Origin of the sequence: Actinomycetospora atypica, from assembly GCF_042653685.1 — a bacterium.
Lineage (GTDB): Bacteria > Actinomycetota > Actinomycetes > Mycobacteriales > Pseudonocardiaceae > Actinomycetospora > Actinomycetospora atypica.
The window spans coordinates 239,647-254,761 of sequence record NZ_JBHSIV010000004.1 but is presented as its reverse complement, the minus strand read 5'-3'; the positions used below and the strand labels follow the sequence as shown (position 1 = coordinate 254,761).

Annotated in this window: 10 protein-coding genes; 6 read left to right on the top strand and 4 right to left on the bottom strand. The window is 76.7% G+C overall.

The genetic code is table 11. The annotated features are described in order from the left end of the window. Window positions 1–125 precede the first annotated feature (125 nt). Entirely contained in the window at window positions 126–3,065 is a 2,940-nt protein-coding gene (locus tag ACFPBZ_RS05795) for a helix-turn-helix transcriptional regulator (protein WP_378035059.1), read from the top strand. Between the two features lie 43 nt (window positions 3,066–3,108). Continuing rightward, window positions 3,109–4,656, top strand: a complete 1,548-nt coding sequence (locus ACFPBZ_RS05790; protein WP_378035058.1) for a class F sortase — start codon at window positions 3,109–3,111, stop codon at window positions 4,654–4,656. Between the two features lie 20 nt (window positions 4,657–4,676). Here the strand turns inward: ACFPBZ_RS05790 and ACFPBZ_RS05785 are convergent, their stop codons facing one another. Then, window positions 4,677–5,600: a glycosyltransferase family 2 protein gene (locus ACFPBZ_RS05785; RefSeq protein WP_378035057.1), complete on the bottom strand. Its 924-nt coding sequence runs from the start codon at window positions 5,598–5,600 to the stop codon at window positions 4,677–4,679. A gap of 181 nt (window positions 5,601–5,781) precedes the next feature. On the opposite strand from ACFPBZ_RS05785, the gene ACFPBZ_RS05780 reads away from it, so the two are divergent. Beyond that, window positions 5,782–7,071, top strand: coding sequence for a glycosyltransferase (locus ACFPBZ_RS05780; protein ID WP_378035056.1), 1,290 nt, complete (start codon window positions 5,782–5,784; stop codon window positions 7,069–7,071). A gap of 1 nt (window position 7,072) precedes the next feature. Here the strand turns inward: ACFPBZ_RS05780 and ACFPBZ_RS05775 are convergent, their stop codons facing one another. Both ACFPBZ_RS05775 and ACFPBZ_RS05770 read right to left on the bottom strand, forming a co-directional pair. Beyond that, entirely contained in the window at window positions 7,073–8,026 is a 954-nt protein-coding gene (locus ACFPBZ_RS05775; protein ID WP_378035055.1) for a helix-turn-helix domain-containing protein, read from the bottom strand. 217 nt (window positions 8,027–8,243) lie between these two features. Next, complete coding sequence (locus ACFPBZ_RS05770; RefSeq protein WP_378035054.1) at window positions 8,244–9,293, bottom strand: endo-1,4-beta-xylanase; 1,050 nt, start codon at window positions 9,291–9,293, stop codon at window positions 8,244–8,246. 153 nt (window positions 9,294–9,446) lie between these two features. Between ACFPBZ_RS05770 and ACFPBZ_RS05765 the strand changes: the two genes are divergently transcribed. Next, window positions 9,447–9,869: a PPOX class F420-dependent oxidoreductase gene (locus ACFPBZ_RS05765; protein WP_378035053.1), complete on the top strand. Its 423-nt coding sequence runs from the start codon at window positions 9,447–9,449 to the stop codon at window positions 9,867–9,869. Between the two features lie 9 nt (window positions 9,870–9,878). Here the strand turns inward: ACFPBZ_RS05765 and ACFPBZ_RS05760 are convergent, their stop codons facing one another. After that, a complete protein-coding gene (locus ACFPBZ_RS05760; RefSeq protein ID WP_378035052.1) occupies window positions 9,879–10,814 on the bottom strand; it encodes a hypothetical protein in 936 nt (311 codons plus the stop codon). A gap of 56 nt (window positions 10,815–10,870) precedes the next feature. On the opposite strand from ACFPBZ_RS05760, the gene ACFPBZ_RS05755 reads away from it, so the two are divergent. Together ACFPBZ_RS05755 and ACFPBZ_RS05750 are read left to right on the top strand one after the other, a co-directional pair. Further along, window positions 10,871–13,981 (top strand): BTAD domain-containing putative transcriptional regulator, encoded by a 3,111-nt coding sequence (locus ACFPBZ_RS05755; RefSeq protein ID WP_378035051.1) that lies wholly within the window; start codon window positions 10,871–10,873, stop codon window positions 13,979–13,981. A gap of 88 nt (window positions 13,982–14,069) precedes the next feature. Beyond that, a complete protein-coding gene (locus ACFPBZ_RS05750) occupies window positions 14,070–15,032 on the top strand; it encodes an endonuclease/exonuclease/phosphatase family protein (RefSeq protein ID WP_378035050.1) in 963 nt (320 codons plus the stop codon). Window positions 15,033–15,115: the final 83 nt, after the last annotated feature.

The following is a 15,115-nucleotide window of genomic DNA, read 5'->3' as shown; positions in this document are numbered from 1 at the left end:
ACCGACGGTCGATATGCGCTTGTTCACTACCGCAGAGTGACCGATGGATCTCCGCGTCATCCTTTGATCCCATCGGGTGTCTCCGTAAGGTGGCTGGGAACACGGAACGTGTCAGGGGGTCGAGGGTGTCCACGACGGCGGACGGGCGGTTCCCCGAGGCCCTGATGGCCTCCTCGCCTGCTCCGGTCGGACGCGGCACCGAGATCGCCCGCCTCCACGAGGAGGTCGACCGGGTGCGGCGCGGCCACTCGGCCCGGGTGCTGCTGACCGGGGAGTCCGGCATCGGCACGACGACGGTCGTCGACGCCTTCTGCGCCGCGCTCGAGGCCGACGACAGCGCGGTCGTGGTGCGCGTGGCGGCCGAGGAACCGGTGCCCGTCCCGGTCGGGGTCGCCCGCGCGTTCGCCGTCGTCGAGCAGCTGGGTCGGGCCCTCGACGCCCGGCGGGGCGACCTCGGCGCCACGGCGGCGCGCTCGGCGCTCGCGCTGCACGAGGCCCTCGTCGGGCTCCGCCGGCCCGACGGCGACGGCCCGCCCGACCGGCTCCGCCCCGTGGTGCTCGTCCTGCACGACCTCCAGCACGTCGACCCTGCGTCCGCGGTGGTGCTCACCGACGTCCTGCGCCGCCTGCAGTCGGGCGGGATGTTCGTCCTCGCCACGGCCACCGACCCGGGGCGCTCCCCGGCCTCCCCGCCCTGGTGGCCGCGGCTCTTCGTGCCCGACCCCACGGCCGGCGACGTCCCGGGCGCGGTGGAGACCCGCACCCGCACCGAGACGGTCGGCGGCCTGCAGTCACCGGCCGTGGCCGCCCTCGTCGCGAGCCGGCGCCCGGCCTCGCCGCTGCCGGGGCCGGTGGTCGCCGCGAGGCTGGTCGCGGCCACCGGCGGGCACCCGGTGCACCTCGCGCTCCTGGTGCGCTCCCTTCCCGACGAGGTCCTGGCGGGGGTCGCGCCGCCGCCTCCCGCCCGCGACCTCGAGGGCCTGGTGGAGGTCGTCCTCGGCGGCCTGCCCGCCGCGTCCCGCCGCCTGCTCACGGCGCTCGCGGTGCTGGGCGGCACGGCGCCCGCGACGACGCTGGAACGGGTCGCCGGCGAGGAGATCGGCCCCGGGGACGTCGACACCGCCGTCCGCGGCGGCCTCGTCGAACCCCGTCCCGCCGGGCTGCGGTTCCTGCACCGCCGCGTCCGCGACGTCGTGCTGGCGGCCGCGCCGACGCCGGAGGTGGCGCGGATGCACGGCCGGGCCGCGGCCGTGCTCGGGGGCCGGGCGGCGCTCGCGCACGCCGTCGCCGGTGCGGCGGGTCGTCCCGACGCCGCGACGGCCGACGCGTTCGCCGCGGCCGCCCACGCCGAGAGCTCCGACCACGACGACGCCGCGACCCGGCTCCTGTGGGCCGCCGACCTGTCGGCCACCGGCCCCGACCGCGAGCACCGCACCACGGCGGCCGCGGTGCGCCTGGTGCGGGCCGGGGCGACCCGCCGGCTGCGGGCCCTCGAGCCCCGGCTGCGGGTCGCCCTGGGCGGAGCCGGTCGGGACCTCGCCCTGGGCGTGCTCGCCTCCGAGTCCTCCGAGCCCGAGGCCCACGTCCTCCTGCAGGCCGCGCTCGACGACCTCGACGCCGACCCGGGGGTCCGCGCGCTCGCGGCGGTCCGGCTCGGCGCCGAGCACCTCCGGCGCGGCCGCGGGATGCGGGCGGTGGACGCCGCCGGACGGGTCCCCGCCCTCACCGACGACCCCCGGCTGCGCGAGGAGGCCGCCGTGGTCACCGCGCACGGCCGGGCGCAGCAGTGGGGCCCCGATGCCGGGCTCGACGCCCTCGCCGACCACCTCGCCGGGGCCTACGGGCCGGAGCCGGCGATCCTCACCGCGCGGCTGCACCTCGCCGCGGGCCGCGTGGAGGAGGCCTACGCCGGGCTGCACGAGGCGCTGCACCGCGTGCGCGGCGGGTCGCAGACCACCACCGGCCGGGTGGTGCACCTGGCCCTCGCCGAGACCGCGTTCCGGCTCGGCCGCTACGACGAGGCCGAGGCCGAGGCCCGGGTGGGCGCGACGACCGCCGACGAGCCGGGCGGGGCCTGGGTGGGGCCCGCCGCCCGGGCGCTCGGCGCGAGCACCGCCGCCGTCCGGGGGGACCCCGAGCGGGCCGAGATCCTGCTCGAACGGGCCCGCGGGGCCCTCGGGCGCTCCCCGAACCCCTTCGGGGCCTTCATCGTCGCCCTCAACGGGGCGATGGTCGCCCACCTGCGGGGGGACCTCGAGCAGGCCTACCGGCTCGCGTCCGGGCTCGTCGACGGCCCCGTCCCCGCGATGCTCAGCGCCCCCACGGCGCCCTGGCGGGTGCTCGCCGCCGACATCGCGATCGACGCCGGGCGCGTCGCCGCGGCGGACGAGATCGTGCGCGAGTGGCCGGTCGCGGGTGCGTCGCTGGGCTTCGTCCTGTCCCGGCACCGGCTGATCGGGCGGCTCGCCGAGAAGCGCGGGGACGTCGACGGCGCCCGGACGGCGTACCGCGCGGCGCTCGACCTGGTCGCCTCCGCGGGCAGCCGGGCCGACGCCTGCCCCGTCGAGGTGGCCGCCCTGCACGCCGCGGCGGGCGGTCTGGCGCGACGCCAGGGATGGCCGTCGGCCGCCGAGGACCTCGCCGCGGCCCGCCGGGCCTTCGCCGCGCTCGGGGCGGCCCCGTGGGTCGCGGCCGTCGACGCCGAGATCGACGCCGGGGTCCCCGGGGTCTACCGGGTGCCCGCCGACGACGCCCCCGGGTCCGACGGTTCCCGGTTCGACGGTTCCCGGTTCGAGGGTTCCCGGTCGGACGGTTCCCGGTCGGACGAGGCCCCGGTGCCGGCCGTTCTGCCCGCCGCCCGGACGGCGGCGGACGACGAGCCCCGGCCCTCGCTGACCCCCCGCGAGCACGAGGTGGTGCGCCTCGTCGCGCAGGGCCTCACCAGCCGCGAGGTCGCCGCGGCGCTGCACGTCACCCCGAAGGCGATCACCTACCACCTCGGCAACGTGTTCTCGAAGCTCGGAGTGACCTCACGGCGTCAGCTGTGGGGCCGCTCATTCGACTGACGTTCCCCTGAATGGGGGGCGACCGAAGGGGGAACAGGGCGACATGGCGCACGGAGGGTCCCGACGACGGGTGTGGTGGGTGGCCGGGTCGGCCGCGGCGGTGGTGGTCCTCGCGATCGGCGCGGTCGCGGTGATCGGCGTGCGGGAGGCGACCGCCGACCCGGGCACCGGGATGCTGCGCCTCGCGCACCTGTCGCCGGCCACCCCGGCCGTCGACATGTACGCCCAGGGCCCCGACCTGCCGCTCACCAAGGTGGCCGGGGAGGTCTCGTACCGCACCGTGAGCCCGTACCTCACCGAGCCGGCCGGCACCTACCGCGTGCAGGGCCGGCCCGCCGGGGCCCCGCAGAGCTCGCCGCCGCTGTTCGACGTCGCGGTCGACGTGCCCGCCGGCTCCGCCCAGACGGCGACGTTCGTCGACATCGGCCCGAACGGCGCCACCCAGGCCCAGGTCCTCGACGACGAGACCGCCCCGGCCGCCGCGGGCAGCGGCGCGCTGCGCATCGTCCAGGCCGCCGCGGAGGTGGGGCCCGTCGACGTCACCGGCTCCTCGCCCGGCAGCCCCGACGTCCCGATCGCGCGGACCCTCTTCTACGGGTCGGCCACCCCCTACGCCACGGTGCCCGCGCAGCCCTGGACCCTGCAGGTCCGGAGCCGCAGCGGGAAGTCCGCGGAGCTCGAGGTGCCGGTGACCAGCACGTCGGTCGCCACGCTGGTGGTCACCCGCGGCGCCGACGGCGGCCTCGCCACCCAGCTCGTGCCCGACGCCGCGTCCGCGGCCTCCGTGCCCACCCCCGCCCCGGGCGCCCCGCCGGTGGTGCCGAGCCAGGCGCCCCGCACCGCGGAGTCCTCGGTGCCGCCGGTCGCCCCCGGCACCCCGGCCCCGCCGCAGCCCTCGAGCGCCGAGACGGCCCCGGAGGCGTCCACCCCGCCGGCCCCGGTGGCCCCGAGCCCGCCCACCGGGGGGATCGGCGCCGGACTCGGCGGCCTCTCCCGCAGTGGTCTCCTGCATGGGGGTCTCGCCGCCGGCGGCATCTGGGACACCATCGCGGGCTGGTTCGGCGCCGACGACGCCGACGGGGTCGACAGCGTGCCCGCCGCCGTGAAGATGCCGCTCTCCCTCGCGACCGCGCCGCCCCCCGGCGGGCCGCACCCGACGTCGCTGGACATCCCGAGCATCGGCCTCGACTCGAGCGACCCGGTCGACCTGCGCGTCGACTACCGCGGGGCGCTGCAGGTGCCCACCGACTTCTCGAAGGTCGGCTGGTTCACCTCCTCGGCGGTGCCCGGCGACCCGGGCCCGGCCGTGATGGTCGGTCACGTCGACACCCGCCGCGGCCCGGCCGTGTTCGGCGCGCTCGACGACCTGCGCCCCGGCGCCGAGATCACCGTCGACCGCTCCGACGGCGGGACCGCCCGCTTCCGGGTCGACTCGATCGAGACGTTTCCCAAGGACGGCCTGCCCACCGAGCGGGTCTACGGCCCGTCGACGGCCAGCACGCTGCGGCTGCTGACCTGCGGCGGCCCGTTCGACGACGCCTCGCTCAACTACCGCGACAACATCGTCGTGTTCGCCTCGAAGGTCGGCTGAGGCCGGCGGTCGCGGAGGTCCTACAGCCGCAGCACCCGGGCCGCCACGCGGTGGCGGACCGAGTGCGGGTCGTCCGCGGCCACCATCATGAGCCGCTCCCGCAGCCAGGTCACCGGCTGGCGGGCCAGGCCCAGGGCGACGTCGCGGGGCCGCACCACGTCGGGGTGCTCGCGGCGCAGCGAGCGCAGGAAGGCGTGCTGCTCGGCGACGTTCTCCTTGCGCGCGGTCGAGGTGCTCGACCCGCCGGCCAGCCGGAACTGCGAGAGCGAGCTCGGCATCCCGTAGAACGCGCCCTGGGTGACCAGGCGCGCGGCGAGGCCGACGTCGAGGGCGTAGGCCCACTCCGGGAAGCCGCCGGCGGCGTCGAACGCGGTGCGGCGGAAGAGCATGTTGCCCGGCACGCCGAGCGGGCTGCCGCGGTGGCGGACGATGCGCCGCAGCACCGTGGCGGCCTCCTGGCGGCCCAGCAGGTCGGGGCTGCGCAGGGCCCGGCCCCGGGCGATCACCCGGTCGGCGTCGTCGACGAGGTCGTGGCGGCAGGAGACCAGCGCGAGCGAGGGGTCGGCGTCCATCAGGGCGACCTGCTCCGCCAGCGCGGTGGGGGTGAGGAGGTCGTCGGCCATGAGCACCTTGACCAGCGGGGCCCGGGAGAGCTCGACGGCGCGCGCGAAGTTCGCGGTCATCGGCACGGTCTCGGGGTTATGCTCGAGCCGCAGCCGCGGGTCCTCGGCGAACGCCCGCACCTCGGCCACGGATCCGTCGGTCGAGGCGTTGTCGAGCACCACGAGCTCGAAGTCGGTGAAGGTCTGCGCCAGCACGCTCGCGACGGTGCGGCCGATGTAGCGCTCCTTCTGGAACAGCGGCACCACCACCGACACCCGCGGCCCCGACGGTGCGTCACGCACCGTCATCTTCTCGACGGCGGCCGCGCGTTCGGGGGACACGCGACCATGATCCGGGCGCTGATCGGCGCGGTCAATGCCATGAGGTACGCAAATCGGGCATGGCCCGGTGACGGTTGTGACCCGGTCGGACCAGACCTGGGATCTGTTCCCAGGGTGTTCCAGGGGCGCGGCGGAGACGATTCGTCGTCGGACGACCGACGCCGCACCGAGGAGCACCGCGATGACGCTGGCCCAGCACCGGGTGCACCCGAGGCCCCGGGGCCGGACGGGCGCCCTCGACGTCTGCGTCATCGGGATGCACTACGCGCCCGAGCACACCGGGAACGCGCCGTACACCACCGGCATGGTGGCGGCCCTGCACGAGGCCGGCCACCGGGTGCGGGTGGTCACCGGCTACCCGCACTACCCGGCCTGGGAGGTCACCGAGGGGTACACCGGCCTGCGCCGCCGCGAGCTGGTCGACGGCGTCCCGGTCACCCGGGTGCGCCACCCCGTGCCCGCCGTTCCCGACGCCCGCCGCCGCATCGTCATGGACGCCGCCTTCACCGCCCACGCGGGCCTCGTCGGCGGCCCCCGGCCCGACGTCGTGGTGGCCGTCAGCCCCGTCCTGCTCACCGTGCTCGCCGGCCTGCGCTGGAAGTACCGATGGCCCGGCTCCGCTGCGCTGCGCGGGAGGGGTGAGGGCCGGACGGCCCTGGGCGTCGTCACCCAGGACCTCTACTCCCGCGCCCTCGCCGAGACCCGCATGACCTCCTCGCGGCTGGCCGGCTGGGGCGCGAAGCTCGAGGGCGGCCTGCTCTCGCGCGCCGACGGCGTCGCCGTGGTGCACCCGCAGTTCACCCGGCCGCTCGCCGACCTCGGCGTCGACCCGGCACGGATCACGACGATCCCCAACTGGTCGCACATCGCCGCCCCCACCCGCGACCGGGCCGCGACCCGCCGGGAGCTCGGCTGGCGCGACGACGAGGTGATCGCCCTGCACGCCGGGAACATGGGCGTGAAGCAGGGGCTCGAGAACGTCGTCGCGGCCGCCCGCGAGGCCGACGCCCGGAACTCGCCGGTGCGGTTCGTGCTGCTCGGGACCGGCAACCAGCGCGCCCGGCTCGAAGAGCTCGGGGCCGGGATCGAGCGGCTCACCTTCCTCGACCCGCTGCCCGACGACCGCTTCCCCGACGCCCTCGCCGCCGCCGACGTCCTCGTGGTCAACGAGGCGGAGACGGTGGCCGAGATGAGCGCGCCCTCGAAGCTGACGTCCTACTTCTCCGCCGGGCGGCCGGTCGTCGCCGCGTCCTGGCCGCACTCCGCCGCCTCGGCCGAGATCGGCCGGGCCCGGGCCGGCGTGCGGGTCGACCCCGGCGCCCCCGCGGACCTGCTCGCCGCCGTCGCGGCCACGGCGGGCGACGACGAGGCGGGTCGGCGCGGGCAGGCCTACGCCGCCGACGCGCTCGGGGCCGGGCGGGCCCACCGCGCCTACGTCGACTGGGTCGAGGGGCTGGCCGCGAGCCGGTAGGTCAGGGCGTGCAGCGGGGGAGTCCTCGCCCGCCGCGATCGCCGCGCGCGACGTAGACCTCCGAGAGGTAGCCGGTGCGCCCGTCGGGGAACGAGGCGCGGTACCAGAGGTCGGACTGGACGCGGTCGGGGTTGCGCGCCTGGTCGGGGTCGGCGAGGTCGACGTTCCACATCATCTGGCCCCGGGTCCAGCAACTGGCCACCACCGCGGCGCCCGACACCATCTCGGTCCCGGGCACCTTGCACGAGCGGCTCGGCGACGCGCAGTAGGACAGCGCTTCGGTCGACAGGTAGGCCGGGGTCCGGTCCTCGACGAGGCGGTCGGCGCCCAGCGCGATCTTGTTCTGCACCTCGATCGCCTCGACGGTCTGGGGGACCACGGGGGGCTCGGGGACCGTGAGCCGGCCGAGGAGGAACCCCAGGGCGATCCCGACGACCGCCGCGAGCGCCACGGCGAGCAGCGGGCCTCGTCGTCGGGCCGGGCTCCCGGGAGTGGGGCTCCCGGGGTCGGGTGTCAGCGATGGCACGTCGCTGACGCTGGGCGGCAGGGAGGCGCCATCCTCGGCCGCGGCCTCGTCGGGCTCCGGTGTCCGCGGTGGCACCTCGCTGACGTCCGGTGTCCGCAATGGCACATCGCTGCCACCCGGAGGGGTACCGGGCCGACGAGGAGCGGCCTCGGCCGACGAGCTCCCGAGCTCCGCGCGCAGCGCCGTCCACCGCTCCCGCCACGGGGCCGGGTCGCCGTCGCAGGCCCGGACGAAGTCCTCGACGGTCTCCCACCGGGGCAGGTGCTGGCCGGCCGAGGCGTCCGCGAGCGCGGTCTTCGAGCGGCCGGTGCGCCGGGCCATCGTCGTGAACTTGGGGTTCCCCGCCGCGTCCCGCAGCGCCCGCAGGTCGCGGGCGAACTCGACGAGCGGGCCGCCGCCGGGGTCCAGTTCGCGCTGCGGTCGCGGCATCGGCGTCGGGCCCCCCGGGAGATCACGGGGCTCCACCCGATCGTGTCCCCCGGGAGTACATCGAAGCACCCCGGCTCAACGTGACGGCGTCGCTCCCGCGATCCCCCCAGTCGCGGGAGCGACCGGCAACGAATACCCGGCCCGATGATCTCGGGAAAGTCATCCGGACAACGAGCGATCCGGCGGCCTATCGCCCGCGCCGGCGGCCTATCCGCCCCTACAGCGTGGGTGCGCGGCTGGTGAACGTCGTCCAGGCGGGCTTCGGCTGGTCGTTGATCGTGCGCAGCCCGAAGTGCTGCTCGCGGCTCGAGGTGGGCAGCCCGTCGCGCAGGTTGTAGACCAGGAACGTCCGCACCCAGGGCCAGCTCGCCACCAGCCGGAACCCGTCGGCGAGGATCGCGGCCTGCTGGTCGTTGGTGACCACGCCGGGGGAGGGCAGCGTCGGCGAGCCGAACTCGGTGATCCAGATGCCCTTCGCGGTGTCGCCGCGGCTCACCATGAAGTTGCGCAGGGACGGGATCGACGCGAAGCCGGTCGACCCGGTCTGCGAGGGCAGCTTCGGGAACGAGTAGGGGTGCACGGAGATGCCGTCGAACGACGCCTGCGCGCCGCCCTGGTAGAGGGCGTAGACCCAGGCGCCCGTGGCGTAGTGCCCCGCGCCGCCGTCGTCGCCGTCGGCGGAGATGCCGCCGGTGAGAATCGTGCTGCCCGCGTCGGCGGCCTTCAGCGCGGCCGACACCGGCTTGAACAGGCGGACGTAGGCGGCGGGGTCGGGCGCCGGGTTCCACGCGCTGGCGAGGTTCGGCTCGTTCCACACCTCCCAGACGTCGATCCCCGCGCCGTAGCGCTTCGCCACGGCCGTCGCGAAGGAGGCCATGTCGGCGGGGTTCGTCGGGGGGCGCCGGGCGGTGGTGCCCGAGGGCCGGGCCCAGGCCGGGGTGTAGCCGAGGAGCCCGATGACGGACAGGCCGCCGGTGCGGGCGGCGTTCACGGCCTGGTCGGTGCGCGCCCAGTTGTAGGTGCCGCGGGAGGTCTCGATGGCCGACCAGTCGATGTCGAGGCGGATCCAGCGGGCCCCGCCCGCGGCCATCGTCCGGACCTCCGCCGCCTGGGTCGCGGCGTCGGCGAAGAGGAACGACCCGCCGGGGGAGAAGCCGGCCCGGCCCGCGGGTGCGGCGGCGGCCGGGGTCGGCGCCGGGGTCCCGTGGACGAGGGAGGCGAGCACGATCGCGACGACGGCGGCGATCAGCAGCGGGAGGCGGCGCACCGACTACTCCTTTCGGTGGAGGTCTCTTGCGCCCCACCGTAGGAGCGGGTTCGACCCTCAAGGCCTCACACCACCCCTTCAGGTGGATCTTCCCCGGGCGCGGTGACCTGCTCGTGACCGGCGTGTGGCCCGGCTGCCGCCTACGCTCCCGCCATGCCCACGCCGCCCCTGCCCACCGAGGTCCAGGACCTGCTCGCCCGCCCCAACCCCAGCGTGATCACCTCGCTGCGCGCCGACGGATCGCCGGTCTCCGTCGCCACCTGGTACCTCTGGGACGACGGCCGCGTGCTCGTGAACATGGACAAGGGACGGACGCGCGTGAAGTACCTGCGCGACGACCCCCGCACGACGATCACCGTCCTCGCCGAGGACGACTGGTACACCCACGTCTCGATGCAGGGCCGGGTCGTGGAGTGGGCCGACGACGAGGGGCTCACCCAGATCGACCGGCTCTCCACCCACTACACCGGCAAGCCCTACCCGGTGCGCGACCGCGACCGGGTCAGCGCCTGGATCGAGGTGGAGCGCTGGCACGGCTGGGGCGCGCAGAAGGCCAGCGACAACCCGGAGAACTGACCGCCGGTGCTAGGGGACCAGCTCGCGGCACGGGCGCGTCCGGCCGGCGTCGTCCGGCGCCGGCGGCGCGCCGTCCCCGTCGACCCGCTGGGTGTGGCGGGCGGTCCAGCTCGCGTCGAGCAGCATGCGCGGCGTGACGAGGGCCCGCGGGAGCTGTTCGGCGTCGGGGAACTCCTGCTTGTCCGGCGTGAGCCGGCCCCGGAAGCGCCCGGTGTCGGGGGCCAGTGCGCTCACCGGGCTGCGCAGGATGCGCCTGGCGGCCTCGTCGAGGAACGTCGACAGGGTGGTTCCCACGCCGTCGAGGAGCCGGTCCACCGCGGCCCGGGCGCGCTCGTCGGTGAGCACGGAGGTGACCCGCTCGAGCACGGTGTCGAGGACCCCCTCCCGCGTCGGCGGCGCCGGCACGGGGTTCCGCGGGGTCAGGGCCGGGACTCCGAAGGTGCGTCCGTAGGCGTGGGCGACGAGCTCGGCGCAGAAGAAGCTGCGGTCGTCGGGAAGCTCCTCGAAGGCGCGGGCCGCCTCGACGGCGAGGCGCCGCAGCGTCCGGGCCGCCTCGTCGTCGAGCCCGGGCTCCCAGCTCGCGAGGGCGATCGCGACGATCAGGATCTTCGGGAGGGAGAACTCGCCGTCGTCACCGGGCCGGACGAGCCGGCGCACGCGCTCCAGGGCGGGACCGCGCGCGACGTCCGGGAGCACCGCGAGCCGGTACACCGACTGCTTCTTGGCCCAGAAGTCCTCGACCCGGTCGAAGCGGATCCCGCCGAGGTCGGTCCCGTCGCCCACGACCCAGGCCCGGGCCGAGGCGACCCGGCCGCCGCCCAGGGCGAGCGCGCTGTGGGAGAAGGCCGAGCCGTCGAGGCGGGTGATGAGATGGCCCAGGGGTTCGTTCGGCTTCGGCGTGACCAGTAGTAGGTCGCCGGGGTCGATCTGGTCTACCCCGATCACCGCTTCGGACGTATGGTCTGCGTAAGTAGTCACGGTGGGTTACTCCTGGGGGAGCGGTGACGGAGATTCGCCTGCTGGGCGCGGTCGAGGTGGTGGGCGCGCGGTCGGTGCGGAGCGCGGTGCTGCGCACGCTCCTCGCGCAGCTCGCCCTCGATCCCGGCCGTCCGGTGGCCTCCTCGACGCTGATCGACGAGCTCTACGGCGAGGCGATGCCGAAGCACCCGTCGGCGGCGCTGCAGGTCCAGGTCACGCGGCTGCGGAAGTGGGTGGCGCCCGCCGTGGTGGCGAGCACCGGCGGCGGCTACGTGCTGCACGTCGGCCGGGGGGAGGTCGACCTCGCCCGGTTCCTCGACGCGGCGCCCGACGCCGCCCTCGCCTGCTACGGCGGCGAGGCCTTCCCGGGCTGCCGCCCCGGGTCGCGGCTCTCGGCCGAGCGGCACCGGGTCGAGCGGCGGCACCTCGACGTCGTGGCCCACCGGGCCCGGGCCCTCCTCGCCACCGACCGGCCCGACGAGGCCGCGGCCCTCTGCACGCCCGTGCTCGCCCGCCACCCCGACCGCGAGGAGCTCGCCGCCCTCACCGCGCTCGCCCAGCACCGCGTCGGGCGCGCCAGCGAGGCGCTGCAGACCATCGCGACCACCCGCCGGCGGCTGCGCACCGAGCACGGGACCGACCCGGGCCACGTCCTGCGCGCCGCGGAGCGCACGGTCCTCGAGCAGGTCCAGCGCCGGCGCCGCGACGTCGTCGGCCGCGCCGGGCCCCTCACGACGATCCGCGAGGCCCTCGGCGACGCACACTCCGGGCGCGTGGTCGTGGTCGCGGGCGAGGCCGGGATCGGGAAGTCGACGCTGATCACGGCCGCGATCGACGAGGCCGCCCGCCGCGGCGCCACCGTCGGCCGGGGCCTGTGGGAGCACGACCAGGCCCCGTTCGCCGCGTGGCAGCAGGCCCTGCACGCGGTCGGCGTGGAGCCGCCGTCGCTGCGCGACCCGGCGCCCGGACGCACCCTGCGCCGTCGCCTCGCCGTGGCCGCCGCCGACGGCCTCGTCCTGATCGCCCTCGACGACGCCCACCGCGCCGATCCCGCCTCGCTCGACGTCCTGCGCGCGCTCGGCCGCGCCGGCCTGCCGCCGGGCGTCGTCGTGCTGCTCGGGGTCCGCGAGCCCGACACGACACCCCACCCCGCCTGGAGCGACGCCGCCGCCGACCTCGCCCTGCTCGACGGCGTCGGCCGCATCGCGCTGCGTGAGCTCGACGAGCCGGGTACCCGCGCGCTCGTCGGCGACGCCGTGTCCGAGGCCCTCGTCCGGCGGCTCTGGGAGCGCACCGGCGGGCACCCGCTGCACCTCTCGGCGCTGCTCGCCGAGCTCAAGGACCTTCCCGACGACGAGGCGCGCGAGCGCGCGGCCGGGCGCGTCCCCGAGCGGCTGCGCCCGCTGCTCGCCCACCAGCTCGACGGACTCCCGGAACGCTGCCGCCACGGCCTGGAGGTGCTCGCCGTGCTCGGGCCGCTGCCGCTGGCGCAGCTCGCCGCCGCGGCCGGTCTCGGCGAGCGCGCCCTGGCCCGCGACCTGCGCCCCGCCGTGACGATGACCCTCGCGGTCCCCACCGCCGACGGGTTCGCGTTCCGCCACGAGCTCACCGCGGCGGCCGTGCTCGACACGGTGCCCGCCGTCGTCGCCGCCCAGCTGCACCGCGCGCACCTGGAGGCGCTGGGGGAGGGGACCGACCCCTTCGTCGTCCTGCGTCACACCGTCGGCGCGGCCGCGCTGCTGCCCGGCACCACCGTCGCCGACGCGCACCTGACCGCCGCGTGGGCCGCGTACCGCGACGGCGCGCTGCCCGCCGCGCTCGCGCTGCTCGAGGCGGCCGGACCCACGGGCGACCCCGTCGGTGCCCGGCTGGTGCGCGGCCTCGTCCTCGAGGGGCTCGGCCGGGTCGACGAGGCCGCGGACCTCTACGACGGCATCGTCGCCGACCCCGCCGCCGACGTCGCCCGGGCCGTCGCCGCCGCGATGGGGGACGACGCGCAGGGCCCGTCGGTGATCGGGCGGCCCCGGCGCCTCGAGCGGCTGCTCAAGGTGCGGGAGCTGCCCCTCGACGACCTGCAGCGGGCCCGGGTGCTGCACGGCCTCGTCGTCGAGAAGCGCCAGCTCGACGGGCTGCGCGGGACCGCGGGGCTCGTCGACGAGCTGTTCGCCCTCGGCGAGGGGGACGTCCCCGCGCGCCAGGGGGCGGAGGTCGCCGTCGCCCGCGCCTACCTCGAGCTCGACGCGCCCCTGCCCGCCGCCGAGCGGGTGCGCACGGCCCGCCGGGCGGCCGAGCTCGCCCGCGAGGCGGGCGCGACGACACTGCGCTTCGAGGCCGACGAGCTGCTGGTGTCCGCGCTGGTGAGCGCCGGGCTGCTCGACGAGGCCCTCGCCCTGTCCGCCGAGCTCGGTCCCGAGGCCGAGCGCCGCCACCGGCCGCGCACGATGTGGGCGAGCCGCCTGGTGGAGGCGTCGTCGCTGCTGGCCGTCGGCAAGGTCGCGGCCGCCGACGAGGCCGCGCAGGAGGCGTTCACCGTCGGGAACGAGCTCGGGGTGGCCGATGCGCTCGGGGCCTTCGCGTCGCACCTCGTCGCCAAGCACCTGCTCGGCGGTGACCTGCCTGTACTCGGCGGCCTGCCCGCCCGGACGGCCACGGACTACCCGCTCGAGCCGGCGTGGCCGGCGTGCGCCGCGGTCGACGCGGTGCAGGACGGCGACCCTCCGACGGCCGCCGTCCATCTCGCCGAGTTCTTCCGCCGACGCCGCGACCGCGAGGGCGGCCTGTTCGACCGGGTCGGCCTCTGCCTCGCCGCCTGCGCCGCCTTCTCGCTCGGCGACGCCGCGACCGCCGACGTCGTGCTCGCCGGGCTGCCCCACGACCCCGGCGCCACCGTGGTCGTCGGGATCGGCGCCGCCTTCTTCGGCCCGGTCGACCTCTACCGGGGCCTCGCCCTGCACGCCCGCGGCGACCGCGCCGCCGCCCACGAGCGGTTCCGCTGCGCCGCCACCACCGCCGCGAACCTCGGCTGGACGCCCTGGGCGGACGCGGCCGAGGGATTCGGGCAGGAGACGGCCCCGGAACGACCCCCCGCCATCCCGGGACCGACCCTGCCCCTCGGACTCCGACTCACGCCCTAGGGGCGTCCCCCGGTCGGTGTCCACTTCGTCGATCGAAGCGGATCACGCTTTCACGGACCTTTCCGGTGCCGACGCGCATGATCGGGCCATGCTGCGACGTGGGATCCCGGCGCTCGTCGCCACGGCCGTCCTCCTGCCCGAGGCGCTGGGGCTCGCGCGCACCCCGCCCTGGCCGATCCTCGTCGCCTTCCGGCGCCGCCTCGCCCTCGGTGCCGCGCTGCCGGCGCTCCTGCTGTCCCGACGACGAGGCTGGGCGCGCGGCGTCCTCGGGGTCGCCGCCACGGCGCTCGCCCTGTCCACCGCCCGCCACCGCCGTGCTGGTGTCAGCACTGCGGCCATGCTGACACTGGACGACGGAAACGCCGCCACCACGACCCGGGACCTCACCGTCCTGGCCGCCAACGTGTGGCTCGGCCGGGCCGACCCGTCGGCGCTCGCGGCGATCATCCGCACCGAGCGGCCCGACGTCGTCGTCCTGCCCGAGGCCGGCGACCGCTTCCGCAAGCGGCTGCTCGACGTGCTCGAGGGCTACCACGGGTGGTCGTGCGCGCCCGGCCGCGCGGAGGTGGAGGCCGCGGGCGCCGACGAGGGACCGAGTCTGACGATGCTCGTCGCCGACGGCGCGGGGGAGACCGACGTGCACCCGGCGTCGTCCGACACGCTGTCGGGCTGGATCGCCCTCGATCTCGGGGGAGTGCGGGTGGTGGGTGTGCACCCCGCGGTCCTGCTGCCCCGCCGCACCCCCGACTGGGTCCGCGAGCACCGGCTGCTCGGGCCCCTCCTCGCCGACCCCGAGCACCCCACGGTCGTGCTCGGCGACCTCAACGCGACCCCGGAGCACGGCCTGCCCGGGCGCGTCCTCACCGCGGGCGCGCCCGCCACCTGGCCGGCGAACCGCCCGCGCTGGATCGGCGTGACGATCGACCACGTGCTGGCCTCCGGCCCGGTATCCGCGCGCAGCGTCGAGGTGCTGGACGTCCCCGGCAGCGACCACCGGGCGGTACTGGCCCGCCTCGTCGTCGGAATGAATTCGACGCATACGTACGAGTGAGAGTGGGTACAAGCGCGGCTCACCCATTTCGTCGGTGGTCGGACGATAAGCATTCGCGCTGGTCAGATGCCGATATGGGAATT